Here is a 24,588-nt window from a genome sequence, read left to right on the forward strand (position 1 = left end):
GACGTCGGAATCCCACAGGTGAATCGCTGGCACCGGTGTCTTGGCCACAAGATCGAGGATGTACGAGCCTGTTCCTCCGAGCCCTACAATCCCTACTGAGCGAACTCTCAATCTGTTCGTGATCGGGCTGATTCCGGCGCGGCTAGAGGCGGAGTCCGGGTAGGCAAAGACGGACTCTTCCGCATCCGATACGATCGGTCGGAAAGTTCGGGATGTAACCGACGGATCCACGGCCTCGGCCCATCCGCTGATCATCTTGATGTATTGGGTGAGCTTGGCGTGGTAGTCGTCGTAGTGGCCGATCTGCGGCTTGCTCGACAGATAACTCTGAGCGATGAGCCCGCCGACGGATTCCTGCGGCGCGATGCTGTTGATGATCTTGTGCAGAGGTTGCCCATCAAGATCGTGGGGCACCCCGGTAAAAAGCACCGTATGAGGATCGGGTCGCTCTGCCGCGTCCCCGGATATCTTGATTTCGGAGATCAAGGACCCGAACTGAACGGCGCGGGTCGCGGTCAGGAAGGGCACGTGATGCGCGATCACGTGCCCTTCGATGAACTCGAGTTCGTATCCCTCGTCGACCAGGCGCTGCAGATCGGGACTATGACTTACCAGTGGGAGAGACATCGAACGTCGTGCCCTTCTTCTTAACGGTGATCGACTGTCCCTGCACGAGTTCGCCTTCGTGACGACGACCCTTCGCGTTGCCGAACGTGACGGTGTAGGTGGTGTCCGGTGACGGATCTACCGGGAAGGCGATCGTGACTACCTGCTCGAAACTGACGAGCTCGTCGTCAACGATTGAGGATTCGCCGTTCACGACAATTGCGAACTTCTCCTTGGGCTTCTTCGCGTCTTCCGCTGCGAGACCTGTGGTTGTGCTACTCATGGGTGTGTCACTTTCTGCGCCAGTAAGCGCGATGGACGGCCTTCGAGAAAAGCGCCGCAATTTTGTTACACCTGTTCGGTGTAGAAAAATAATAACACACCAAGTAGGTGTATAGTTCTATTGGAGGAGCGACATGGACGTTGGCTTCTCATCGCCCCGTATCGCTAAGGTCTGCACAAACGCCGGCCTAAGAGTCCGCCGGCTAGGGTCCGAAAGGGCAGACAAAGTGCTTCGGCGACTCGACCAGATGACCGCAGCCCACGATCTAGCCGAATTCCGAGACCTTCCCCAGGCTCGGTGCCACCAACTCAAGGGTGACCTCGATGAACAGTTCTCGGTAGACCTCGATGGTCCTTACCGGCTCCTCTTCGAAGTTGCCGACTTTCCGGTACCTCGGCGGCCCGACGGCGGCATCGACCTGATACAGGTCCGAGCAATTCGGATCACCGACATTCAAGACACCCACTAATCGAGGAGAACCACATGTCTGAGCAAAGCTCGGAGGACCGAACCTGGATTCCCTATGCCCCCGACCGGGTGAGCAGCCCAGGGGAAACCTTGCGCGAAACTCTCGAAGCGCTACCCATGTCTCAGACTGATCTGGCGGTGCGAACCGGGCTGTCGATGAAGCACATCAACCAGATCGTCTCCGGAACCGCAGCGCTCTCGCATGAAACCGCAATCAAGCTTGAGCGGGCGACCGGAGTTTCGGCACGCTACTGGAACGCTCTCGAGTCCCAGTACAGGGATTGGCTCGCGCGTGAAGCGGAGAGATCAACATTGTCTGCCGATCTCAGCTGGCTCAAAAAGATGCCATTGGCCTCACTGAGAAAGCGCGGGATCCTCACCGCGACCGCAAAAGAACCGACCCGTCAACTCCAAGAGGTCCTCGCTTTCTTCGGGGTGTCTACGGTTGCGGCGTGGGAAGACGCGTGGGCGATTCCGTCCGCTGCGTTTCTGCAGTCGGCAGCATTTGAAGCCGACCCCGGGGCTGTCGCCGCCTGGTTACGGCTTGGAGAAATGCAGGCATCGAAAATGCCGACAAGGCCCTTCGATCGAAGCGGGCTGAAGCAGGCAATCCCCGAACTCAGGGCACTAACGGTGCTCCCCCCGGAGGAGTTCTGGCCGCAGGTTCAATCGATCTGTGCAGACGTCGGCGTTGCGGTGATTCTCGTGCCAGAGGTCACCGGGGCTCGCGCGAGTGGAGCGACGCTATGGCTGTCGCCAACAAAGGCGCTCGTCCAGCTCAGTGCTCGCCATAAACGAAATGATCACCTCTGGTTCGCGCTGTTCCATGAGCTCGCCCACGTCCTCTTTCACGGGAAGAAGGAAGTGTTCGTCGAGTACAAGCTGGGTCGTGACGGAGGTCGGATGGATGAAGAGCTCGAGGCGAACAACTTCGCATCTCGAACACTGATTCCCCTCGAAGCGAACGATCAGCTGGAAGGCGTCCTAACCCCTGGTGACGCAATCGCCCTCGCGACCGAACTTGGCGTGCACCCAGGCATCGTTGCTGGGCGCATTCAACACAACCGCGCAGAACATACGTTCGGCGTGCCAAAGCTGTTTACGTCGCTGGTGATTTCCGAGACCGTCGACCAACAGGAATGACTCAGCTCGTTCCGGACTCGTTGCATCTGGCACAGGAGAAATGAAAAACTCCGGGTTCGCCTGAGCGAAATACCGGAGCTTCCAATTCGTGGCCCAAGTAACATGAAACAGCGGTCATCAAGGGCTTGCCCTTAGATTCTAGCCGGGAGGGTGACAGTTGACAACCGTGCAACCCTCGGACGCGTGGATTGAAGATTGGCTCAGTGCAGGCAGATTTGCGACGTACCTGACCGTGTCTGGAGGGTCACGAGAACGCGCACTCGACTTGTATGAGTGGAACGCACGACTAAGCGCGGCCTTCCTGCATGACCTCAGCCATCTCGAAGTCGGCCTGCGAAATGCGTGCGACCGACAGCTGACGGAAGCTGTTGTCGCGGGCGACACGCACTGGACCGACCCAGCGACGCTCTTGATGCTGTTCCCTGTTGCAAGTCGGCGCGATCGCCCGTCCGGTCGGCTGTACGACGCGAATGCGATCCCGCGGTCCAACGTCGAACGGGCGAGGAAGAGCGCAACAACCGTTCGTAACGCTCCACCAGTTCCAGGCAAGACGGTTGCCGAGATCATGTTCGGGTTCTGGACGTATCTCTTCTCTGATTTGCACGAGAAGACGATCTGGGTTCCCTATCTTCACAAGCCATTTCCTCCGGGAACCGATCGAAACCAGCTCAACGCAACGCTCGCTTCCCTACGTGATTTCCGCAATCGAGTTGCTCACCATGAACACATTCTGACCGGGTCGGAAGCCGAACGTCGACGAATAGTGTCCGTCACCCGATTGCTGTCTCCGGATGCTCTCGCGCATCTGGTCAGCAATAGCGAAGTTTCGAAAATCCTCGCTGAGCGGCCATAGAGGGCTCACGGCATCACGCCCGCTGACAGATCGCACTCGCGATACAGCCTTGACAGCTTCCGGAGGGCAAGTGCTTGAAGGTCAATAGGCCAACTTCGTCCGGCAAGCCACAACCCAGACAAACACTGGGCTCCTTCCCCGCGTAAGGGCCGATTCTCCGCCCAAAATCCCCCTGAAACTTCTTGAGGTGTGGGCAGAATGTGGGCAGAAACCACAACGGGCCCGACCACATTCCAGAAGAAATGCTGATCAGACCCGTTATTTATGGTGCGCCCGGAGGGATTTGAACCCCCGGCCTATTGATCCGTAGTCAATTGCTCTATCCGCTGAGCTACGGGCGCATGTCATGCCGCCGGCCGAAGCCAACCTGAAAACTATACCAGCGCGAGGCGCGCCCCGCGGTCTGTTGCGCACGCGGCTGATGATTCTGGTCGCGACAGCGCGCGGAAGGTCACACAGCACAGCCACGCAATGGTGTGCTTCGATGGTGACCAGTAGAGTGCGGCACGGCCGCGAGGCCGCCCGCATAAGCACAACCCACCCCGGAGAACCCACGGCATGACCGCACACACCGCACCCCGCACTGCCGCAGACCTTGATGCTAATGACCCGCTGGCCGGGTTCGTGAGCCGCTTCATCCAGAGCGATCAGGTTGTTGCCTACCTGGATGGCAACTCGCTCGGGCGCCCCCTCAAAACTACCGTCGACCGGCTGGGTGGGTTCGTCACGCACGACTGGGGTTCGCGGCTGATTCGCTCGTGGGACGAACAGTGGATGGAGCTGCCGCTCACCCTCGGAGACCGCATCGGCCGCATCACCCTGGGCGCGGCGGCGGGGCAGACGGTAGTCGGCGATTCGACGACGGTGCTGCTCTACAAACTGATCCGTGCGGCGGTGGATGCGCGGCCAGGCCGCACCGAGATCGTCATCGACAGAGATAATTTCCCCACCGATCGCTTCATTCTGGAGGGCGTCGCGGCCGAACGCGGCCTCACCCTGCGATGGATCGACACCGACCCGCAGGGCGGAGTAACGGCGGAATTGGTAGCCGACGCCGTCGGGATGAATACCGCGCTCGTCGTGCTCAGCCAGGTCGCCTACCGCTCCGGGTTTGTCGCGGATGTCCCCGCCATCACCGCCGTCGCACACGCCGCTGGCGCCCTGATGCTCTGGGACGTGTGCCACTCCGCGGGTTCGGTGCCAACCAGCCTCGACGCCTGGGGTGTCGACATCGCGGTCGGCTGCAGCTACAAGTACCTCAACGGCGGGCCGGGCGCTCCCGCGTTCGCGTACGTGGCCTCCAAGTTGCAATCCTCGCTCAACCAACCAATTTGGGGATGGATGGGCGCCGCCGACGTGTTCGCGATGGCCGACGGTTTCGTGGCTGCCGAGGGCATGCGCCGGTTCCTGAGCGGCACCCCACCGGTGCTCGGCATGGTACCGATGGAGGACATGCTGGACCTGATCGAGGAGGCCGGCCTCGACGCCATCCGGAGCAAGTCTCTCGCCCTGACGACCTTCGTCATCGAGTGGACGGATGCACACCTCGCGCAGTTCGGCGTCACGGTCGGCAGCCCGCGTCGTGGCGAACGTCGCGGCAGCCACGTCACGCTCCTGCATCCCCGATTCCGCGAGGTCACCAGGCTGCTGTGGGAGCGCGACGTTATTCCGGATTTCCGGTTTCCCACCGGGCTACGCATCGGGCTTTCGCCCCTGAGCACCACGTTCGCGGAGGTCGAGCTTGGCCTCACACTGGTTCGCGACATCCTGGATCAACTCTCCGACTGAGAGATCTCTCTGTAGCCGATTACTCGGCTCATAGCCAGGTCATAGCAACGCATTTTACGGTGTGCTGGTGATCAACTCCCAGAAACAGTCGGTGGCGACGACTGCCTCAATGGCCCCGGATGCCCGTTTAGCCGCCCGGCTTCGCTCAAGCCCTCTGCTCATCCCGTTCGTGCTCATTGCGGTGTTCCATGCTGCGGGTTGGGGGCTCATCTCCACGACCGGGTCTACGGCGATCGGCGCTGGCGTGGTTGCATATCTCCTGGGGCTGCGGCACGCCTGTGATGCCGATCACATCATCGCGATCGATGGCGCCTCGCGCGCGGTCATTGCGCGAGGTCGGCCTGCCCCTGCGATCGGATTTTACTTCTCCCTAGGGCACTCGGCGGTGGTGCTCATGGTGACGGTGATGCTGACCGTCGGCATGGGGATGATCGGCGTAAACGTGGGCGACGACAGCCTTCGCCTTTTCGGCGCGACGATCGGGAGCGCCCTGTCTGGCGGGTTCCTGCTCGTCATTGGGGCACTGAACGTGGGAATTCTCGTGACGATCCTTCGTCGGCGCATTCATCCCGGCGCCGAAAGGAACGACCTGTTCGCCCACCAGCACCGAACTGCTGTCGGTGGGTTGTCGGTATTTCTGGGGCCGGTCGCGACCCGGCTGGATAGGCCGCGTCGGATGTTCCTGGTCGGCGTTCTCTTCGGGTTCGGTCTCGATACGGCCCTGTCGATCGGCGCGCTAGTTTCGGCTGCCGATGCCTCTCATTCCGCCGGCCCAATCCCGCTGGCATTCGGGCTGCCCGTGCTCTTTCTCGCCGGAATGAGCCTCGGCGATACGGTCGAGGGTCTCGCCATGAGCCGCGCTTACCGATGGGCGGCCGAGCAACCTGGCCGCCGATGGATTCCCAATGTGATTATCACCGGGGCCTCCGCGGTAGCCGCCGTGGTGGTCGGGATGATCGTGCTGGCGGGCGCGGGAATCGCCGGCACGGTCGCGGTAGCGATCGTCGGGGGTGTTGGACTCGGCCGGGCTGCGGTCGCGGGGGTGCGGCTGTTGCGTGACCCCCGAAATCCTAGGTCTAAATTTTTTATCAGAGCGCAGCGCGTTGCGGCCGCAGTGAGCATCGGCCTGATGCTCCTGACGGGATGCTCGGCAGTGGTCGGCGTTCCGTCGAGCGAGCCGACACCCTCCTCACCGACGACGCCCGTGCCGTCACCAACTCAGTCATCAAGTTCCTTGACGTCGGTGCCCCTGTCCCTCGTCAGTTCGGCCTTCGTCGACGGAGGAACGCTACCGATCACTTACAGCTGCGATGGAGACGGCGTCTCCCCACCGCTCGCCTGGTCCGGTGGGCCCGAAGCAACGGCCGCGTATGCCGTCGTGATGCACCACGTGCCTGACGACGGGGTGGCGCACTGGTATTGGGTTTTGTACAACGTGGATGCCACGGTGACCGAGCTGGCGGAGGGCGCAGTGCCGCCAGCGCTGGTTGGCACGAACTCCGTCAATTCCGATCTCGCCTACGCTCCTCCATGCTCGAAAGGCCCCGGACCAAAGCTGTATACCTTCACAATTTATGCTCTGGATGCCCAGCCGTTCTTTGCCGCAGACACCGCGGTATCCCGCGATGCGCTGCTCGCCGCCATCGACCGACACGTGCCCGAGCAAGCGAGCCTGACCGTGACATACGACCGGGCCACCGCGACGGAGCCCTGACCTGAGCGTCGAGCCGGACTCGCCTAGACCACCCACAATGACTACTTCGCTAAGCAGGTGACCGGGCCCGAAATACATCTTCGTCGTCGATCCCTATTGTCGGGCTGCACGGCCGCCTGATAGCGTTTGGTGGCTTTCGTGTCTACCCCGAATTGGGAGGTGCGCAGGCGACCACATGAGGCCCATAGTTGAACTCGTTCGGGCAGCACCGATGATGAACGTTGGCGTCACCCCGCCCAGAACATGCTCAAGGTTTCGCACAGGAGACGGATACGTGATGCACGCACAGGAATTTTACTGCAGGACTGCAGGTAGCCTCCGCCCCGCCACGGAGGTGCCTGGTCGCCGAGTGTGGTGCGGCTCCGGCCACGCTGGCGCTAGTCTCATGACCTGCCCGTCGGGACGTCAGAGATGAGCATGGAACCAGGCATCTCCAGGCTGTTTCGCCGTCGACCGGACAAAACAGTCGACGATCGCCCGGTGGAAGACGCTGACCCCACTGACCGACGCGGATCCATGTCGTGGGCCGCGAAGCTTGAAACTTTTACCACCATGCCGGCAGCGTCCGACACCAGTGGCGCCTCACAGCCAGCCTCAGCGGCGGACGGCAGCAGTTTCGCGCCGCCACGACCCGCAGCAGCGCCCGCGCCCGCGAGCCTGGTCACCACGGATCAGCCGCCGGTGAAGGCGTCGCCGGTCACCAAGGCCCTTGAATCTTTGATGATGGTGGATGGCGCCGTGTCGGCAGCGCTGGTCGACAGCGGCTCCGGGATGATCCTGGGGCAGGCCGGATCGGACCCTGACCTGGAAATAGCTGCGGCAAGCAACACACAGGTCGTTCGAGCGACTCTGGCAACAGTGAAGTCGCTCAGACTCCCCGACACCATTGACGACCTGCTCTTCACGCTGACCACTCAATTTCACATCATCCGGCCGTTGGCGAATAATCCCACCCTGTTCATCTACCTCGTGCTGGATAAATCAAGATCCAATCTGGCAATGGCCCGCTATAAAGTCACCGAGATCGACGCACAGCTGGTTCTCTGACTACTCATTCCTGAGGGGTTCGTCGCCGCTTAAGCCGGGAGACCACTGCATCGATTGCCAGCCCCAGTACTACGGCCACCACTACTGACACCACGACGGCCAGAAGCGGGTTCGCCGACAGCCATGTTCCGAAGAAAGCGCCTACGACACTGTTGTAAATCGCCCAAGAGGCTCCGGCGACGATCGTCAGCGGCAGGTAGCGCCGATAAGCAAACCCGGTCGCGCCCGCCGTGACGTTCACGGCGATCCGCGCAAAGGGGATGTAGCGCGCCGTCAGTATGAGCGACGCTGGCCTGCGCTCGAGCGCTCGAGCCGCGTAATCGAAGGCGGAGTGGATGCGCGGGCGGCGCATCCACTCACACCGCTCGGTGCCCACCCTTCGCCCGATCGCGTAGCAGAGATTGTCGCCGACGACCGCCCCCGCGGCCGCCACGGGCAGCAGCAACCAGATGTTGGGGGAGCCCGTCGAGAACGCCAGCGAACCGAGGGCTACTACCGCGGTCTCGCTGGGAAGCACGACGACGAACGCGTCGGCCACCACCAAGACGAAGAGCGCCGCGTACAGCCACGGGCCCTGCGCGGCAAGCTCGATCCACTGCACCACGCCATCCACACCGCACTGTCTACCTGTGTGAGATGAACAACAGGGGGACTGCAGGGAGGATGTGGCTGACGATCGTTTGGCGGAACCTGAGGGACACGAACGCTTATCCGATACCCGTGACCTATGAGGCACAGTTGAAGATCCCCGGGTTCTGGAAGGAATTTGGCACTCGTCAGCTCAGCTCGTCCCCGATTTCCTCACCATGCCGCAAGGTCACGAGTTTCTGTTTCGGCTGTTGATCTCCACGGTGCGAGAATACGAAATCGTCCCGTGGAGAGCGCGCCAGCCTGGTGGCACCAGGTCGGACCAACCCTGGACGCCGCAGCGAGGTCCACGAGCCCTGGTTGATGCTGGTCTCGAGATTCTGCATGCTGCTATGACGGTCGGGATCCTGCGGTATAGCTGTTCGACTGGCACGGCGAGCGGATCGGCATTCGAGCCTACCGGTGACGTGTAGGTGGCTTCCTCCGTCAGTGGGCGATACCGTGAGCCCCCCACAGTTTCCGAACATAGTGTGAACCCTCGACGTTAGGGAGTCTCGATTGGAGCTATAGCCGGGGCTGCCATGCCCGGATCACTGATTCGCGGGCAATCGCGGGGTGCGATAGGCCCAGCGACATCCGGGGCGCGGATTATTCTTCGAGCGCCGGTAGCCATTTCTTCTAGCATTCCCGGCTCGATGGGCTCATTTACCGCGTTGCTGTTGGCTTGACAGGTCTCTCCGTTTGCAACGCTGAGCTGGCGGACCGTTTCGAGCCGCTGGGCAGAGTCGTTCACGGAAGCCTCAAGCGCATCTTGGTGCTCGTCGCGTCTGGCCTCGAACCAAGGCGAGACACTCAAGAGGGGGTCGAGAAGCACTTGCGCCTGAAGTAACTGCACAACGATGAGCAATCGACCTAACCTGACTCGGAATGCCCCAGCATCAGCAAGTCACAGGAGTGTGGCTACAACACCGAGGTTTGGCGACGACGACGAAACAGAACAACCGCCGCGGCTAACGCCCCGATCCCGAGCACGGATGCTCCTGCCACGATCAGAACAGGAGGGCCGACAGCCTCAGCTTCGGTTGTCGGGGCTAGAACGATACCGTCTGAGCCGTCTGCCGGAACCTGATCCGTCGTGATCACCACCGTCATCTGCTCGGTTACTGACGCCTGAGAAGGCATAGTAATCGAGACGGTCACTGTCCACTCGCCAGCGGCCAGCAAAGCCTTCGGGCTCTGCCATACACCGATGCCCTCTTCGGAGGGGACAAGCGCCAGCGGTCCAACGCTCTCGCCCTCCGCTGACGTGGCAGTCAGCACAGGGTCAATCACGTCTTCAACCGGGTGCCCGTCGTCGGCGCGGGTTGCTACTACTTGCAGCCCGCCCCCGCCGTCTTGCGAGAGCGATAGCACGATCTCGCCGCCGTGCGCGCTGGCTGGGGTGGCCCCAGCCAGCAGCACTGTGATCAGAAAAGCTGCTCCGGCGAGCATGGAGCCGCCCGTTCTGGTCTTATGGCTCATGATCAGCCCACGACGCGGAAGTAGTCGAACTTGCTGGTGCGCGAGACAGGGCCTTGGGCGGAGTTGCCGAGGGCGTAGAGCCCGACTCGCGCACTCGCAAGAGCGGAGTTCGTCACTGACTGCGAGAACTGCGTCCACGTCACACCATCAGCGCTGAAATAGGCCGTGAACGTTGTGCCCGTTTTCTTCAACCGCAGCCAGACAATTCCGTTCGCCGGCGCTGGCGCCGTCGGTTGCACCAAACTGACCACACCGCCCGTCTCGCTGCGCATCTCCAGGCTGCGGGCAACAGTGGTACCCGCAACGTTGGTCGACAGCAGATCGAGCTTGACGTAGTTGTCGTTATCTCCGTAGAGGATGACGCCGCCCTGCTGATAGGCGCGGTCAAACGTAGAGCCATCGACCTTTGTCTCGACAGTCCAATCTGCAGAGGGCTGGGCTTGAACAATGAAGTTCGAGACCCCGGTGGTGTCCCCTCCGTAGATGTCGCCTGTCGAGGTGTCGATCTCCAGGTTGCCGCCCGTGACCCGGTACCCCGCTGGCTGCGAGTTCATCACAGTCCATCGGCACGACTCCAGCAGCGAACCGGCGAACTCGTCATTCGGCGATACCGTTGCCTCTGGGGTGACCGTGAACCAGTCGTATTGAGCGCTAACGACCGGAGTCGTTGCCGTCACAGCCGACGTCGATCCGAGAGCGAGCAAGCCGATCTTCGGCGATGCCAGCCCAGCCAGCGCGAACGATCCAACCGCGGTAAAGGTGACACCGTCTGCCGAATACGAGCCGGTGAGAGTCACGCCATCGCTGGCGAACCGCACGTAGTAGGTGTCCGGGAACGCGGCACCCAAGTTCGCCGTGTTGAGGTCCGTCGGCGTAGCACCAACCTCCTTCATCAGCTGGAACACCCGGTTGTCAGCGTCAGGCGAAGAACCCCGAGCCATCCGAACCAGCTTGATGTAGTCGTCGTCGCCGCCGTACACCACGATTCCGGCTTGTTGATACTGCAGAAGGCCCGCGAAACTGACCTTTGCGGTCGCAGTGAACGTACCCGTCGGCATGTCTTGCAAGACAATGTTCGGGGTTGTGCCGCCGGCGAGATAGATGTCCGAGCGCGCTGCCGGAATGGTGAGGATCCCGTTGGCAACAGTGAGCTGCTGGTTCACCCGCACAGACCGGTTCCAGCGAGTCGTATCAAGTGCTGAGCCGCCAAATGAATCAGAACGACCCGACAGGCACCCCGCTGATGGATCAGTGACGGTGATCGTCGTCGAGGCGTCGCTGTACGCTCCGCGAGAGTCGGTCGCCCGCACTGTCAGGGTGTATTGACCGCTCGATGGGTAGGTGAACTGTTGATTCGCGTTGCCTGCGACGAAGCCACCCCCCTGACCAGCGTTCCACTTGTAGGTGAGCGGCCCGTCACCGACTGCAGCGTCGGGATCGGTCGCCACCGCCGAAGCAGAGACAACTACCGGCGCGGTTCCAGAGGCCGGACTTGCGGTCAGTGTGACTACCGGTCGCTGGTTGGTTCTCAGGCCGTTACCACCGAAGTCCATAGAATTCACATTGACGCCACCCTGGGTCAGCACGAAGTAAAGCGTGCCGGTTCCCGTCGGGCGGTTAGCCGCCAGCGGAGCAGTGAAGTTCCCGTAGGTCTGCCACTGTGGAACTCCGCCGACAAGGGTCGGGCTGAATGGCACGGTTGCAATCGTCGGCCCGGTGGGAGAGTTCCACCGCACCGCAATAGAACCGTTTCCAGAGACGCCCGAAGCGAGGCGCATCGTGACCGAGTTGAGCCCGACCAAGTTCACCGGCTCATACGACCACCAGTCATTCGGCTCAATGTAGCCGAGGTTCTAGGCGCCGCCGGCCGAGTCTCCGGTCGTTTCACGCACCACACCGTCGCTGGCACCACCGGTGCCGCCGATGCGCCCGGTTGTGTCGAAGTACTCCGCCTCGAGGTGCTTGCTGTTGAGAACGTTGAGGCCATACCCAGTCAGGGGCACGCCAACGGCGCCACCGCTATCTTGGTACCTAACATCAACCACCCAGAACAGGTTGGCCTCCAGCCCATGCCCACTATCGCGGGAGGTCTGAATCGTGCCCTGGCAGCCAGAGAGCTCTTCCATTGGATGCTGGTGAGACGAGTGCCCGAGGGCCGGAAGCACCCGAACGCGTGAGCAATCGATGGGCCCCCCGGCGTCGGGGTCGTTGACCGTCACCGTGTAAGCAATCTGGTCACCCCAGTTGAAGAACCCACCGTTTTCTGGGAACTGGATCGTCACGATCGGCACGGCGTTGCCGACGACGATCGGTACGGTGGCAACCGCGATTCGACCGTCAACGTCGGTCACCGTCATCGTCACGTCGTATTTTCCGTTTGAGGTGAACACGTGGGTGGGGTTGGCCGCACTCGAGAAGGTGCCGTCTTTGAAGTCCCAACGAACCGTGAACGCCTTCCCGAGCGGGTGGCTTGTGCCCGTCGAGTTGAACACGACGCTCAGGGGAGCAGCCGCACCATTGGAGATATTCGATGCCGCTCGGGCGATAGGTGAGGCGTTGCCCTTGATGTAGTCGATTCGGTAGATGCCGGAGTCGCCGGTCGAACCGCCGAAGCCTGAACCCCAGTCGACAGCGTAGAGCGCTCCGTCCGGCCCGAACTCGAAGTCCATCGCGCGATGGAACGGACTGGCGATTGCTGGGTCGAAGATACCGGGCATCGTTCGGTCAATGTCGACAACACGACTGCCCGCAGCACCAGCGCCGGAACGGTTGAGTTGGAACGAGTACATCTTGCCTTGGTTCCACTCACCGAACAGGGCACGGCCCTCCCAGAATTCTGGCCACTTGGTAGCAGAGCTCAGACCAGGGTCGTAGTCATAGACCGGCCCGCCCATCGGCGCACCGCTGGCTCCAACTTCTGGCACGTTGGTTGGGCTGAGCCCGTTCTCCATCCAGATTTCTGGTGCCTTCACGGCGGGCAGGGTGGTCAGACCGGTGTTGTTCGGACTGTTATTTGTCGGGCCAGTGGCACTAAATACTGCGCCGGAGGTCACGGTCGCGAAGTTGAAGTCGTTGTAGCACTTCACGCCCACGCAGTAAGGCCAACCATAGTTACCGGGCTCGTCGACAATGTTCCACTCGACCGTGCCTCCAGGGCCGCGGCTGGCGCTAGCCCCACCCGCGTCTGGGCCGAAATCGCCGACCAAGATGCTACCGGTAAAGGGGTCAAGCCCAATCCGGAAGGGGTTGCGGAAGCCCATCGCGTAAATCTCTGGCCGGGTCTTGTTGGTGGTATCCGCCGACTCGGCAAAGAGGTTGCCCGCGGGGACCGTGTAGCCGCCGGCCTCCGTCGGCTTAATACGCAGAACCTTGCCCCGCAGATCATTGCTGTTGCCGGAGGTGCGCTGCGCGTCAAAGCTCGAGCGACCAGCCTGCTCATCTATCGGCGTGAAGCCGTCAGAGGAGAAGGGGTTGGTGTTATCGCCGGTAGCCAGAACGAGGTTACCCGCCTTGTCGAAGAGCATGTCGCCGCCAGCGTGGCAACACTCTTGACGCTGCGTGGTGATCTTGAGAACAACAATCTCCGAGGCAGGATCGAACACCTTGGTCGTGAAATTGTAGGTAAATCGCGAGATGCGGTTGTGGGGCCCGTCAGCGGTAGTCACCGAGGTCGGCGACCAGTAGAAGAAGGCGCGGCCGTTCGTCGCGAAGGCTGGGTCGAGCGCCAAGCCGAGCAGGCCATCCTCGTTACCGAGGGTCACGCCGAGGGTGAGGGCTGTGGTCCTCGCATTGGTTCCTGCGGCGATACGCTGCACACGCCCGTCGCGCTCTAGGTAGAAGACGGTGCCCTTCTCTGCGCCGGTCTGCACGATGTCCAGGGCCATCGGGTTGTCGGTGTTGTCGTCGAGAGTGACCTTTTGGAAGTTCGAACTCTGCGTCGCGCCGCAGCCAGACGGTACTACTCCCGCGGCGATCTTGATGCCGCCCAGAAGGTGAGCGAGGAAGGCTGGCTCAGAATAGGAAGTGTCACCGTGGCCCATGCCGGTGTACCACGAACGACCACCATCGAAGTCCTGGCACCATGCGATCGGGTGCTCCACGCCGTTAGTGCCGCCAGAATAACTCGACTCTGCAAGCGAAAGCAGCACGTGAACTTTGTCGGCCTGAAACGAGCGGTAGTTGTACCACTCGTCAAACCGCGTCCACGTGTCACCCGTCAGATGCTTCGTCGATTCGTTGACACGGTCATTGATTTTGACCGTGGCGTTCTGCTCTGCCGGGTGCGCTTCAAAATAGGCTCCGACCAGCTGGTTGTACCAGGCCCAGTCATACTCGGCATCGCTAGCCGCGTGAATGCCGGCGAACCCGCCACCCGCGCGAATATACGACTCGAGCGTGGCCTGCTGCTCCGTGTTGAAAAAATCGCCGGTAGTCGAATTGAAGATCACCGCGTTGTAGGTCGCAAGTGTTGCAGCATTGCTCGCGTTAAACTCTGCGGGGTCGTCAGTGAACGTCGCCGCGAAATTGTTGGCAGTGGCCATCGACTGGATAGCCGCCTTCGCGGCAGGGATCGAAGCATGGCGAAATCCCTGGGTGTGCGAGAACACCAGCACCCGGAAGGCAGGCGCGGCGGCGCTCGCCGGCGCAGGCGCAGAAACCACCGCGCTCGCAAACGAGACAGGCAAGACAACTCCGCCGACCATTGCCGCCGTCGCAAGCAGCGACACGATGCGGTTGCGGGTTCGCCGACTACGGGGGACTTCGTTGTTCACCGGGACTCCTTGAGTATAGAAAGCTCCGCGAAGTGAACGCAGTCCACAATGACAGTTGCCTCGGGGTGAACCTACTCCGACAAATTGTTGTCTGTCAAGATAAACGCTAGGAACGCATCGGCCGCTGGTCAGGGTCATAATTCCGGGTCTATGATCCCGCACTAGACACAACCGTGTTTTGCAAGCACTCACGGCGAAACATATCGACGTTCTTAACAACAAATCGTCGGTGATGGTCCCACTGGAGTCACATCGCAGTAAACGGCCCACCGTCAACCACCACGCTAAAGGGGTCAGCAAGAACCCCAGCAAAGGCGAGTTCGGCTGCGCCGATCATGAGGATGATCGAGCCAGGCGCCGCGCGCGAGATCTAAACAAGGTCGCTAAGGCCATGCCGCGTCACAGACCGAACTTGCTCCGAAACACGGTCCGGAGCAAAAGTGAATGTAGTGCCGAGGTGGCCTCCGAGCAGTATGCGCTCTGGATCAAAAATGTTGATTGCAAGGCCGGCGAACACCGACGGCGACGTCGGATCTCGTAACGCAATCACAATCCTCAACCTCGACACACAAGCCAGGCGACGAACAACACGGTCTTTCGTCCGTCGATCACAGGGCCGTCGCCGAAGTCGTCGTGAAATCAGAGACCAGGATCGGTGATCCATGCTCGGTGCACGCAGACATAACTGAGGCGCCATGCAGCGCGGACCTGAGCGATCGCACGGCGGGTTGAGCGCCCCAAACCGCATAGCCAAGCGCGACAAGTTTCGGGTGCGCTTTGTCGGCACGGATCTTGCCCCCCGAGGCCTCGACCCAGTCCTCAATCTTCGGCATGAACGCATCCGTGACCTTGTCCGATCCACCGGGACGGCGATCGACCAGCCGACGTCGCGGGCGGCGACACACCCCGCAACAGTGTGATGCGAACGACCTGATAATGCGGCCGCTGCACCCAGCGATCCGGTCAGATCGCATGCAGCAAGAATTTCCATGATCTCTCCATCGGACTTCAGTCAGAGCTTCTTCCTGGCGATGTGATGCGAGTTAGACACCGTCATCGAATCGAAGAAAGAGGCTCCCGCCGCTCAAGCGAGCGGGGATCGGAACAGAAATGGGCAGATCTCGTGGCCACCAGCGGGCACTTCTACTGGCCGCCCACGGGCCGATCAGATTGGCCGTTGACACCACAGAAGGACTCTGGCTAAGAAAAGGCTGGGCAGGACGAGAGTGACGCGCCCAAACCATCCACACGTTCTTGCCTATAAGCCCCAATGAGCCGCAAAATGCGGGCAAGAGATCCTGAAACCGACGCCTAAAGGGCGGAAAAGCCCCGTAATCACTGGGATGTACGGGGCATTCGCTTGGCGGAACCGGTGGGATTTGAACCCACGGTGGGCTCTCACCCACACAACTTTTCGAGAGTTGCACCTTCGGCCGCTCGGACACGGTTCCGGGGGAGAGTTTAGTACACGCGCGCGGGCACGTACGCTCGAAGGCGTGGAGATCGTGATCAGCGCAGCACTCGTGATGGTGGTCGGCAGTGCGATTGGGCTCTGGGCGCGGTGGCTGGTGCGCCGTCGGGGCCTATGGCGCATCCGGCTGGCCGAGAACATTCCGGCGAACTCGAAGTACTGGCGCGAACGGAAGAAGCTGCCCGGGGAGGTGCTCTATGTTGCAATCGGCGACTCGGCGGCGCAGGGCATCGGGGCGAGCAGGCCCGGTCACAGCTACGTCGGGGTGCTGGCGCAGGGCATCCGGAGTCGCACTGATCGCACCGTTCGCGTGGCGAACCTCGGCATTTCGGGGGCCACACTGAAACTTGCCATCGAATCCGAGTTGCCGCAGCTAGCGAAACTGGATCCCGATATTGTGACCGTCTGCATTGGCGCGAACGATATCGCCAACTTCGACGAGTCGCGCTTCGAGCGAGAGATCGGTGTGCTGCTCGATGCGGTTCCGCCGCACGCGATTGTCGCCGACCTGCCCAGCTTCTACTTTCTGCCGGGCCAGAAGACGGCGCGTGTCGCCAATCGGCTGCTACGAGCCGCGGCCGCCCAGCGGGGTCTCACCGTCGTCGACCTGCACAGGCTCACCGACCGGCAGGGGTTGTGGGGCATCACGACGCAATTCGCGGGGGACCTGTTCCACCCGAACGACCGCGGTTATCGGGTATGGGCGGCGGCCTTCGAGCCGTCGGTCGCGCGGAGGCTGGCGGAACTGTGATCGTCAGCTATACCGCGATCTACAACGCGAATGGCGGGATCGCGGGCGAGGTTCGGTACGTAATCGGGCATCTTTTTGGCACCGCCGAGTGTGCCCTGTGCGACATCACCCACTCCCCCATCAGGCGAAAGCCAGAATGGGACAGGATGCTCCAGCGCCTGGGTGTGCCGATGGCTGTGCTTCATCGCAACCAGCTCGACGCGGCCCTTATCGCCGCCCTCGGCACGACACCGTTGCCCGCAGTGTTCGCGCACCACCCGGACGGCAGCATCACGGTTGCCCTCACCGCGGGGCAACTGCGCACGCTGGGCGGATCCGTCAGCGAGTTCGAGAAGGCCCTTATCGGTCGCTGACGCGCCGCCCCCGCCAGAGCACTGCCAGCAGGAACAACGACGCGAACATCAGCAGGCTACCGGTCGTTATGAGGCTCGGCCCGACGCCGGGTTGGAAGGTGTCGTACGACACCAGACTTCCATCCGAGCTTTGGAAAACAGGCAGTCCCGCAGTGCTACTGATCGCCAAGGGGCTGTCGAGGTAGTCGGTGACGGTATACGCGAGCACGGCGCATCCCAGAATCATGATGAGCGCTGCGGCGCCCAGCATCGCCAGCGGCAGTCTGCTCATTCCGCTCGCCGCCAGCGCACCGCGTGCAGGAACACCACCCCCACGAGCGCCGCGAGACCGGTCAGGATCATCCACGGGCAGATCGACTGGGCGATAGTGGGAGTGACGTAGCTCGTGAGGACGTCGGAGGCCGATGAAGTGACTCCGCCCATGAAGCGCGACTGCGACCAGGTTTGCCCGACCACCCCGCCGATGATGAACACCGGCGCGATAACCCACAGCACTCGCACCCACGGGTTACCGTCGAGGGTGACGGCTGGCTCAGGTGTCGGATGCGCCGCCGGCGCGGCAGGGCTCGCAGGGGCATCCATCGCCGGCGCATCAGGCCGAGCCCGGGCATCCAGCGCCTGCGGTGGGTTCGTCCACTGCGGCGTCGGTTCGCTGCCCTGCCCGGCTGGGTTTTGAGTGGGAGCGGTCCCGTTGCCCGCCACGTAGCCACGCTGGAAAGCCGGATCGAACCGAGGGTCGAAATCTCGCTCATCACTCACGCTGCCACCCTATTCCCCACTTTCATCATTCAGGAGGTGCTGGTGCTGGTGGGCGTGGATGCGGCCAGAGTGATCTCATCCGCCCCACCAGTCCATCCGGTCACATCACCTCCCGAATGATGAAAGGGGAAGCCGGCAGTGTCGTCCGCCCGACCTAGGCTTACGGCATGGCACGAACCACCACCAACTTCCGATGCACCGAGTGCGGCTGGTCCAGCATCAAGTGGGTGGGCCGCTGCGGCGAGTGCCAGCAGTGGGGCACGGTTCAGGATTCCGCGGCGCCCGCCGCGCGCGTGACACCCGCCAGCATCCCCGAGTCTCGGGCCGCCCGGCCCATCACCGACATCGGCGCCGAATCCGTCGCCCACTGGCCGAGCGGCATCGCCGAATTCGATCGGGTGCTCGGCGGCGGGGTGGTGCCGGGGGCGGCGATCCTGCTGAGCGGTGAGCCCGGTGTCGGCAAGTCGACTCTGCTTCTCGAGGTGGCATCGCGGGCCGCCGCCTCGGGGCAGCGCGTGCTCTACGTCAGCGCCGAGGAATCGGTCAGCCAGGTGCGGCTACGGGCCGAGAGAACCGGCGCACTGCAGCCGTCGCTATTTCTTGCGGCAGAGACAGATCTCGCCACGATCCTCGGCCAGATCGATCAGGTGCAGCCCCACCTCGTCATCGTTGACAGCGTGCAGACCGTGTCGTCGGGACTGACCGACGGTCTGGCCGGAGGTCCGTCACAGGTGCGGGAGGTGGCATCCACTCTTATTCGCGTCAGCAAAGACCGCAATCTGCCGGTGCTGCTCGTTGGCCACGTCACCAAAGATGGCACCATCGCCGGCCCGCGACTGCTCGAACATCTCGTCGACGTCGTGCTGCAGTTCGAGGGCGATCGCCAGACGTCGTTGCGATTCGTGCGCGCCCACAAGAATCGCTTCGGGCCGACGGACGAGGTGGGTTGCTTCGAGATGACCGGCGATGGCATCGCCGAGGTGGCCGACCCCAGCGGGCTGTTCCTGTCGCGTGCGCGCACCCCCACGAGCGGAACGTGCGTCACGATCGCCGTCGAGGGCAAGCGCGCGATGCCCGTCGAAGTGCAGGCACTGATCGTCAAGACGCAGGCTCCGCAGCCGCGACGGGTGGTGAACGGGGTCGACTTGTCCCGTGTCGCAATGCTGCTGGCGGTGCTGGAACGACGGGCGGGCATCCCCCTGTCAGGGTTCGATGTCTATGTATCGACCGTGGGCGGCATCCGCGTGACAGAACCGGGTGCCGATCTCGCCATTGCCCTGTCCATCGCGAGCGCGTTCAAAGATAAGGCGTTCCCGATCACCCAGGCGGTGGTCGGCGAAATTAGTCTTGCGGGCGAGATTCGGCCAGCATCCAACACGCAGCAGCGAATCGCCGAGGCACGCAGGCTCGGCTTCTCGACCATCATCGATTCGGATGCCATGCACCTCCGTGAGGCGATGCGCCTGGCGTTCGCGAGCTCGATCGACGAGCGTGTCGACATTCCAGAGTTTTAGGAACGCCGGAGTTCTAGGAACGCTGACGCACAGCAGGCGGCACTTTCGCGACCGACTAATCGTCGAGCAGTCCGTTCCAATCATCGACCCGCCAGCTGATCCAACCGTTCTCACGGTGCAGGCTTACCTTGATGTCTGCCGTCTCACCGTCCGCGCGAAGCCCAGCACAGGAGATGGATTCGCCCAGGAGGATCGGTGGGGCATCGGAGCAGGCAACCGTGATCTCGGCACCGCTCGCCTGGGCATCCACAGAGACAACCGATTCGATCTCTCCAATGAAAAACGAAGGAGCAACCGAGATAATCAATCCGGGTATTGCGATGCACGCGCCGAACAGGGCCGCGAAGCTCAGCCCCACGATCAGCAGGAGGGGTGAGCCGTGGCCAGTCTCACGACGCACGCGGCGCCCACGCACGATCAGGTAGCTGACGGCCATGAGTAAAGCCCACCGAGGACTAGCGGGATTGCGGTGACCCCACAGAGTCAGCGTGAGTCTGTCGTGAGCGGCAAGTCCGAGCGCGATCAGGTGAGGCGCGACCCAGGCGCTGATGACCAGAGGCCAGTTGGTGCCCAGACCCGCCACCTGCACCAGCAGCATGATCACACCCAGCTGGAACAGGGGGGTGAGTGCGAGCAACCAGGCTGAGATTGTGTAGGAACGGAGCTGTCGATTTGGAGGCAAGAGTCGCGCCGGGTTGACAGCCCCGATAGCGGGTGGAATCCCAATGGCATCCGCGCTGGCGGCACTTCTCCACGCTCCGATGACATCGGCGTCGAGATCCTCCTGCAGAGGGGGCTCAAACTCCTTCAGGGTCATCTCCAGCAACCCCTGCGCGTCGAAGTCGTCGTCAGCGATCAGCGGCGAATCAGGCGCATCGTGGTCGACGGCATCATCGCCTTGATCGGTTTCGCCGGTGATGTCGTCGCGATTGTCGGTGCGCCCAGGCGCGGGCTCCAGGTCGTAGATCACATCGCCATCGGGCTGCTCGTCGAAATCATCTTCGAATTCATCCTCGAATTCGGCACGTTGGCGTTCGCGTTCGGCTCGACGTGACGGAAGTCCGGCACCGTCAACGTCGTGAGCGCTCGACATAGTAGCGAACTGCTCCACGATAGGAGCCCTGGCTTCAGACGTGTGTTCGGCCCACCCCTGACCATCCCACCAACGTAGCTGCGGGAGCCCGAGAGGGTCGGGGTACCACCCAGACGACACCCCGAATTCGTTCTGATTCACGGTCTGAGAATAGCAGCGGTTTTGCGCGCACCAGCCTGTATAGTCGGACCCAATACGGGGGTGTGCACGTCGTCACCGCTGTCACCTCTCCGGTCCGGTGAATCGGGCCACAGTAACGAATGGCACCAACGGAATGACAAGCAGTACATGACGGACGCGTCCGGGAAATCTCTCGAAACTGTGACGGGCGACGATGCGCCCGCGGAGGGCACCCCGCCAGTTTCGACCCCGGCACCGACGCTGCACAGCGGCAACGGCTGGGATGATGCTGCCCTCGCACTGCACTCAATCCAGCAGATGAACGCACCAATGCTGGTCATGCTCGAACCCGAGGGCTGCCCGCCCGTCTACATCGACCTGCCGCGGCGTGCGTTCCACTGGCGCAGCGCCATGGAGGAATTCCCCTTGGAGCCAAGCTCCGTGCGCATCGTCACCGAGGCCGTCGCGGTTGACGCTCCCACCCGGTTCCGGTCGGCTGGTCGAAGCCTCGACAAACTTCTGTGGGCCATCGGCCAGAGCGCCTTCCAGGGCAACCCGGCGCCGTGGCTCCGACCAGGAGAGCGCTACAGGCTCACGAGCTGGCCCAACTTCACCGAGCTCAACCACACGTTCGATCACATGCGCATGACCGCTCATATTGGCAACGCTCCCCTGTCTGCCAGTGAACTGGCGGCGGCGGCAACATCAGATCCCACAGCCGTGCAGCGAATGATCAATGCCTACAGCCTCCTGGGCATCCTGAAGGTGTCCGAAGGATCACCCGCCACTCCGGCGATAAATGCGCCAGATCAAACCAAGCCGACGGGTGGATTCCTCGCCCGTCTACGCAGTCGATGGGGATTGTGAAACACCGTGGCCGAACATGTAATTCTCTTTGCTGGCCCCATGGGCGCGGGTAAAAGCACGGCAATTCGCAGTCTGAGTGAGATCGAAGTCGTCGCCACCGAAGCAGGAAACTCCGACCGTGAGTCGGTGGACAAGCCCACGACGACCGTGGCGCTCGACTACGGCGAGATCACCCTTGGGGATGACGAGAAGGTTCGGCTCTACGGGATCCCCGGTCAACGGCGATTCGACTTCATGTGGGAGATTTTGAAGGATCGCGCCGTGGGCATGGTGCTGCTGATCAACAACGACTCCCCCGACCCGCTGTTACAGCTTCGCGAGTTTCTTGACTACTTCGCCGACCTCTATTCACGTGGCGGAATTGTCGTCGCCGTCACTCGAAGCGATATCGCCCGCACCCCCAAACTCGCCGAGTACTCTGCGGCGATTGCCGCCCACACGCCTGACATGATCATTCCGGTATTTTCGGTCGACGCGCGTAACACTGAGCAAATGCGTACTACCTTGATCACGCTGATTCTGAACGTTGAGACGCGAGCGGCGATCATCGGAGCGGAGACACTGAAAAATGACTGAACCGTTGCACCGCAACGCCGCCGTGATTCTGCATGGCGCAGAAGCCCTGGAAGAGCTCAGGAGCGCATGCCGGTCTCTTATCTACGCGACGCTCATCACCGACGACGGTTTTGAGGTGTCCGGCCTGATTGGCACCCAGCACAACCGCATGGCGAGCATGGCCAGTTCCATGCAGGCCCTTGGGGATGCCGTGGCGCGCGAGTTGAAAATCGGAACCAGCGAATACATCATCATCGCCTCGGAGTTGGGCCATGTGATCCAGTTGCGTATTCCCGGCCAGCCGCTTGTACTCTCTGCGCTGTTTGGAACAGAGGAGACCCTGGGCAAGGCACTGTCGACCGCGCGCAGTTCGGCATCGCGCGTGTCTGAAGTCCTCATCGGCATCCACTAGGAGCCATCGCGGAGTGGTCCACCCATAACTGGGGCCTCGTTCCGCCTCACACCTCGGCATATGGTCGAGCTAGAGTGTCACAGCCGACCCACACCACACCCAGAGGATCCCGATATGTCCAACATCAATGAATCACTTTCTACTCTTGTGGGCATCGATGGCGCCATGTGCGTCGCCCTCGTCGACAGCCGATCCGGAATGATCCTTGGCCAGGCAGGAACGGGACTTGACCTTGACGTTGCGGCCGCGGGCAACACCGAGGTGATGCGAGCCAAGCAGAGCACTATGAAGGCACTGGGTCTCAAAGACACAATTGATGACATCCTGATCACCCTCACCACCCAGTACCACATCATCCGCCCGCTGTCGGCGAACCCGTCCGTCTTCCTCTACCTTGTCCTTGAGTCTGCCCGATCGAACCTTGCTCTTGCGCGGTACAAGGTCGCCGAAATTGACAGGCTGCTCGTTCTCTGATCCAAGGATCGAGGCGTCAGGAGCCGCTCGCGGACCTGCGGATGGGCGGTCAGCTGTGGCTGTCCAGCCTGTCCCGTTCATCTTGCGAAAGGTCGGAGTTCTCCAGCTTTTCGCGGTCGTCAATGGCCTTCTGATTATCGGCTGCGCTGTGAATACGGTCGTCTGCCGCGGGCGTGATGTTCGTCATTCTTCTAGTTCACCCCGACGCGAAGCTTTCGTAAAGCCCCTGGCGCGAGGTCAAATTCTGTGGCACACCGGCGCAACTAGTCGGCGAGGGTCCAGGAACCCCAGTCCCTCACTCGCCAGGCTATCCATCCGTTCTCTCGCTCGAGACTGACGGAGATCGACTCCGTCTCCCCGCTGGGCTTGGTCGCCAAGCACGCGAAGGTGTCGCCGATCGCCAGGGGCGGGGTCGGGCACACCAGCGTGATGTCACCCCCGAGAGACATCGCTGTGCTGCGAACGGACTGCGCCGCCTCGGCAGCAAAGGGACCGGGCACCACCGCGAGCAGAATCCCAGGAACCACGAGAATGCCCGCGAACACCGACACGCTAGCGGACGCGAATAACGCCGCCGGCGCAAACCCTTTACCCGTCTGCCGATAGGTACGAACCGCACGCATGATCAAGTAGACCGGAGCCGTGAGTAGCGCCCACAGCCCGCTCGCTGGTTTCGTATGGCCGCGCACCTGCAAGTCCAGCCGATCGTAGAACGCGAATCCAAGCACGATGAAGTAGGGCAGGGCGACTACCGCTATCATCAGCGGCCAGTTAGCGCCGAGGCCCAGCCCGGTGACCAACAGGATGCTGATGGCGACCTGGAACAACGGCATCAGAGCGATGGCCCACACCACGGCGGTGTAGGTCTTCACCTTCTTGAGGGTGCGGACCGGAGCCTCATCTTCGACCAGCCGCACGTCAGATAACGCACTGAAAAGTGACTCCATGGGAAGGGCATTAGTGTGCGTGCTCGCTCGCCTGGGCCCTGGCGTAGCGTCGTCGACGGTGTCGGTCAACGGCGGCTCAAGCTCACGCAGGGTCATCGCCAGCAGCGGCTGAGCGCTTAGCTCATTGCGCTCCCCGTCGACGTCGAAACCGATATCGAGGTCTGCCTTCAGCCCAGACCCTGATTCGATCTCGATGTCGAGTGGCGCCTGAAGCAGGTCACCATTTTCGCGACGCTCGCGAGCGCGCTGTTCCCGGCGTGAGGGGAACTCTTCTTCCTCGCGCGTCGGGGTACGCTGCTCATCCTCGTCATCGTCAGCAAATCCGAGAATGGTCGTCGGCTGAAGCACGATCGGCGCGCGGGCGTCCGAGGTGTGCTCAGTCCACGCTTGTGAATCCCACCAGCGCAACTGGGGGAGACCGAGCGGATCGGGGTACCACCCCGCCGCCACACCGAATGCGTCATCCACGTGATCAGAGTATCGGGCGAT

24 protein-coding genes, 2 tRNA genes and 1 pseudogene are annotated in these 24,588 nt (G+C 62.0%); 13 read left to right on the forward strand and 14 right to left on the reverse strand.

What is annotated here, in order from left to right; all coding sequences use genetic code 11:
* Positions 1-627, reverse strand: a 627-nt coding sequence (locus RMN95_RS08565) for a DUF6791 domain-containing protein (RefSeq protein WP_309616512.1), incomplete at its 3' end; no start/stop codon positions are given.
* Positions 602-889, reverse strand: a complete 288-nt coding sequence (locus tag RMN95_RS08570) for a multiubiquitin domain-containing protein (protein WP_309616513.1) — start codon at positions 887-889, stop codon at positions 602-604. The genes RMN95_RS08565 and RMN95_RS08570, both read right to left, overlap by 26 nt.
* A gap of 247 nt (positions 890-1,136) precedes the next feature.
* Between RMN95_RS08570 and RMN95_RS17155 the strand changes: the two genes are divergently transcribed.
* From RMN95_RS17155 to RMN95_RS08585, 3 genes are all read left to right on the forward strand, one after another.
* Positions 1,137-1,358 (forward strand): hypothetical protein, encoded by a 222-nt coding sequence (locus RMN95_RS17155; RefSeq protein ID WP_397545271.1) that lies wholly within the window; start codon positions 1,137-1,139, stop codon positions 1,356-1,358.
* Between the two features lie 14 nt (positions 1,359-1,372).
* The gene (locus tag RMN95_RS08580; RefSeq protein ID WP_309616515.1) at positions 1,373-2,500 is read left to right on the forward strand and encodes a HigA family addiction module antitoxin; all 1,128 of its coding nucleotides are present in this window, start codon (positions 1,373-1,375) and stop codon (positions 2,498-2,500) included.
* Positions 2,501-2,666: 166 nt separating this feature from the next.
* Complete coding sequence (locus tag RMN95_RS08585; RefSeq protein WP_309616562.1) at positions 2,667-3,353, forward strand: Abi family protein; 687 nt, start codon at positions 2,667-2,669, stop codon at positions 3,351-3,353.
* A gap of 265 nt (positions 3,354-3,618) precedes the next feature.
* On the opposite strand, the gene RMN95_RS08590 is transcribed toward RMN95_RS08585, so the two are convergent.
* Positions 3,619-3,694 (reverse strand) — tRNA-Arg (locus RMN95_RS08590).
* A 217-nt stretch (positions 3,695-3,911) separates the two neighbouring features.
* Between RMN95_RS08590 and RMN95_RS08595 the strand changes: the two genes are divergently transcribed.
* The 3 genes from RMN95_RS08595 (at position 3,912) to RMN95_RS08605 (ending at position 7,902) form a co-directional block, all read left to right on the forward strand.
* Positions 3,912-5,141, forward strand: coding sequence for an aminotransferase class V-fold PLP-dependent enzyme (locus RMN95_RS08595; protein WP_309616516.1), 1,230 nt, complete (start codon positions 3,912-3,914; stop codon positions 5,139-5,141).
* A gap of 67 nt (positions 5,142-5,208) precedes the next feature.
* Complete coding sequence (locus tag RMN95_RS08600; RefSeq protein ID WP_309616517.1) at positions 5,209-6,855, forward strand: hypothetical protein; 1,647 nt, start codon at positions 5,209-5,211, stop codon at positions 6,853-6,855.
* A 411-nt stretch (positions 6,856-7,266) separates the two neighbouring features.
* On the forward strand, positions 7,267-7,902 hold the full coding sequence (locus RMN95_RS08605) for a hypothetical protein (RefSeq protein ID WP_309616518.1): 636 nt from the start codon (positions 7,267-7,269) through the stop codon (positions 7,900-7,902).
* Positions 7,903-7,906: 4 nt separating this feature from the next.
* Here RMN95_RS08605 and RMN95_RS08610 read toward each other — a convergent pair whose 3' ends face one another.
* The 6 genes and pseudogenes from RMN95_RS08610 to RMN95_RS08635 all read right to left on the reverse strand — a co-directional run bounded on the left by RMN95_RS08610 (position 7,907) and on the right by RMN95_RS08635 (position 16,234).
* Positions 7,907-8,515 (reverse strand): DedA family protein, encoded by a 609-nt coding sequence (locus RMN95_RS08610; RefSeq protein WP_309616519.1) that lies wholly within the window; start codon positions 8,513-8,515, stop codon positions 7,907-7,909.
* 935 nt (positions 8,516-9,450) lie between these two features.
* A complete protein-coding gene (locus tag RMN95_RS08615) occupies positions 9,451-10,011 on the reverse strand; it encodes a hypothetical protein (protein ID WP_309616520.1) in 561 nt (186 codons plus the stop codon).
* A 2-nt stretch (positions 10,012-10,013) separates the two neighbouring features.
* The gene (locus tag RMN95_RS08620) at positions 10,014-11,852 is read right to left on the reverse strand and encodes a DUF1349 domain-containing protein (protein ID WP_309616563.1); all 1,839 of its coding nucleotides are present in this window, start codon (positions 11,850-11,852) and stop codon (positions 10,014-10,016) included.
* Between the two features lie 12 nt (positions 11,853-11,864).
* Positions 11,865-14,783, reverse strand: a complete 2,919-nt coding sequence (locus tag RMN95_RS08625; RefSeq protein WP_309616521.1) for a ThuA domain-containing protein — start codon at positions 14,781-14,783, stop codon at positions 11,865-11,867.
* A 502-nt stretch (positions 14,784-15,285) separates the two neighbouring features.
* Positions 15,286-15,795: pseudogene (locus RMN95_RS08630) on the reverse strand (IS21 family transposase); the annotation flags it as partial.
* Between the two features lie 349 nt (positions 15,796-16,144).
* Positions 16,145-16,234 (reverse strand) — tRNA-Ser (locus RMN95_RS08635).
* Between the two features lie 45 nt (positions 16,235-16,279).
* Between RMN95_RS08635 and RMN95_RS08640 the strand changes: the two genes are divergently transcribed.
* Both RMN95_RS08640 and RMN95_RS08645 read left to right on the forward strand, forming a co-directional pair.
* Positions 16,280-17,005, forward strand: a complete 726-nt coding sequence (locus tag RMN95_RS08640; RefSeq protein WP_309616522.1) for an SGNH/GDSL hydrolase family protein — start codon at positions 16,280-16,282, stop codon at positions 17,003-17,005.
* Positions 17,002-17,358 (forward strand): hypothetical protein, encoded by a 357-nt coding sequence (locus RMN95_RS08645; RefSeq protein WP_309616523.1) that lies wholly within the window; start codon positions 17,002-17,004, stop codon positions 17,356-17,358. The genes RMN95_RS08640 and RMN95_RS08645 overlap by 4 nt, the downstream gene beginning before the upstream one ends.
* Here RMN95_RS08645 and RMN95_RS08650 read toward each other — a convergent pair.
* Positions 17,345-17,629, reverse strand: a complete 285-nt coding sequence (locus RMN95_RS08650; RefSeq protein WP_309616524.1) for a hypothetical protein — start codon at positions 17,627-17,629, stop codon at positions 17,345-17,347. The genes RMN95_RS08645 and RMN95_RS08650 overlap by 14 nt on opposite strands.
* Positions 17,626-18,117: a hypothetical protein gene (locus RMN95_RS08655; protein WP_309616525.1), complete on the reverse strand. Its 492-nt coding sequence runs from the start codon at positions 18,115-18,117 to the stop codon at positions 17,626-17,628. Before RMN95_RS08655 ends, RMN95_RS08650 begins: the two co-directional genes overlap by 4 nt.
* A 167-nt stretch (positions 18,118-18,284) precedes the next feature.
* On the opposite strand from RMN95_RS08655, the gene radA reads away from it, so the two are divergent.
* The gene (gene radA / locus RMN95_RS08660) at positions 18,285-19,631 is read left to right on the forward strand and encodes a DNA repair protein RadA (RefSeq protein ID WP_309616526.1); all 1,347 of its coding nucleotides are present in this window, start codon (positions 18,285-18,287) and stop codon (positions 19,629-19,631) included.
* 55 nt (positions 19,632-19,686) lie between these two features.
* Here the strand turns inward: radA and RMN95_RS08665 are convergent, their stop codons facing one another.
* Entirely contained in the window at positions 19,687-20,865 is a 1,179-nt protein-coding gene (locus RMN95_RS08665) for a DUF2510 domain-containing protein (RefSeq protein ID WP_309616527.1), read from the reverse strand.
* 147 nt (positions 20,866-21,012) lie between these two features.
* Here RMN95_RS08665 and RMN95_RS08670 point away from each other — a divergent pair, with 147 nt between their 5' ends.
* From RMN95_RS08670 to RMN95_RS08685, 4 genes are all read left to right on the forward strand, one after another.
* The gene (locus RMN95_RS08670; protein ID WP_309616528.1) at positions 21,013-21,711 is read left to right on the forward strand and encodes a hypothetical protein; all 699 of its coding nucleotides are present in this window, start codon (positions 21,013-21,015) and stop codon (positions 21,709-21,711) included.
* Positions 21,712-21,717: 6 nt separating this feature from the next.
* Positions 21,718-22,287: an ATP/GTP-binding protein gene (locus RMN95_RS08675; protein WP_309616529.1), complete on the forward strand. Its 570-nt coding sequence runs from the start codon at positions 21,718-21,720 to the stop codon at positions 22,285-22,287.
* Entirely contained in the window at positions 22,280-22,678 is a 399-nt protein-coding gene (locus tag RMN95_RS08680) for a roadblock/LC7 domain-containing protein (protein ID WP_309616530.1), read from the forward strand. The genes RMN95_RS08675 and RMN95_RS08680 overlap by 8 nt, the downstream gene beginning before the upstream one ends.
* A 114-nt stretch (positions 22,679-22,792) precedes the next feature.
* Complete coding sequence (locus RMN95_RS08685) at positions 22,793-23,152, forward strand: hypothetical protein (protein ID WP_309616531.1); 360 nt, start codon at positions 22,793-22,795, stop codon at positions 23,150-23,152.
* 49 nt (positions 23,153-23,201) lie between these two features.
* On the opposite strand, the gene RMN95_RS08690 is transcribed toward RMN95_RS08685, so the two are convergent.
* Positions 23,202-23,339: a hypothetical protein gene (locus RMN95_RS08690; protein ID WP_309616532.1), complete on the reverse strand. Its 138-nt coding sequence runs from the start codon at positions 23,337-23,339 to the stop codon at positions 23,202-23,204.
* A gap of 76 nt (positions 23,340-23,415) precedes the next feature.
* On the reverse strand, positions 23,416-24,567 hold the full coding sequence (locus RMN95_RS08695) for a DUF2510 domain-containing protein (RefSeq protein ID WP_309616533.1): 1,152 nt from the start codon (positions 24,565-24,567) through the stop codon (positions 23,416-23,418).
* Positions 24,568-24,588: the final 21 nt, after the last annotated feature.

Source organism: Salinibacterium sp. (assembly GCF_031364185.1).
GTDB lineage: Bacteria > Actinomycetota > Actinomycetes > Actinomycetales > Microbacteriaceae > Rhodoglobus.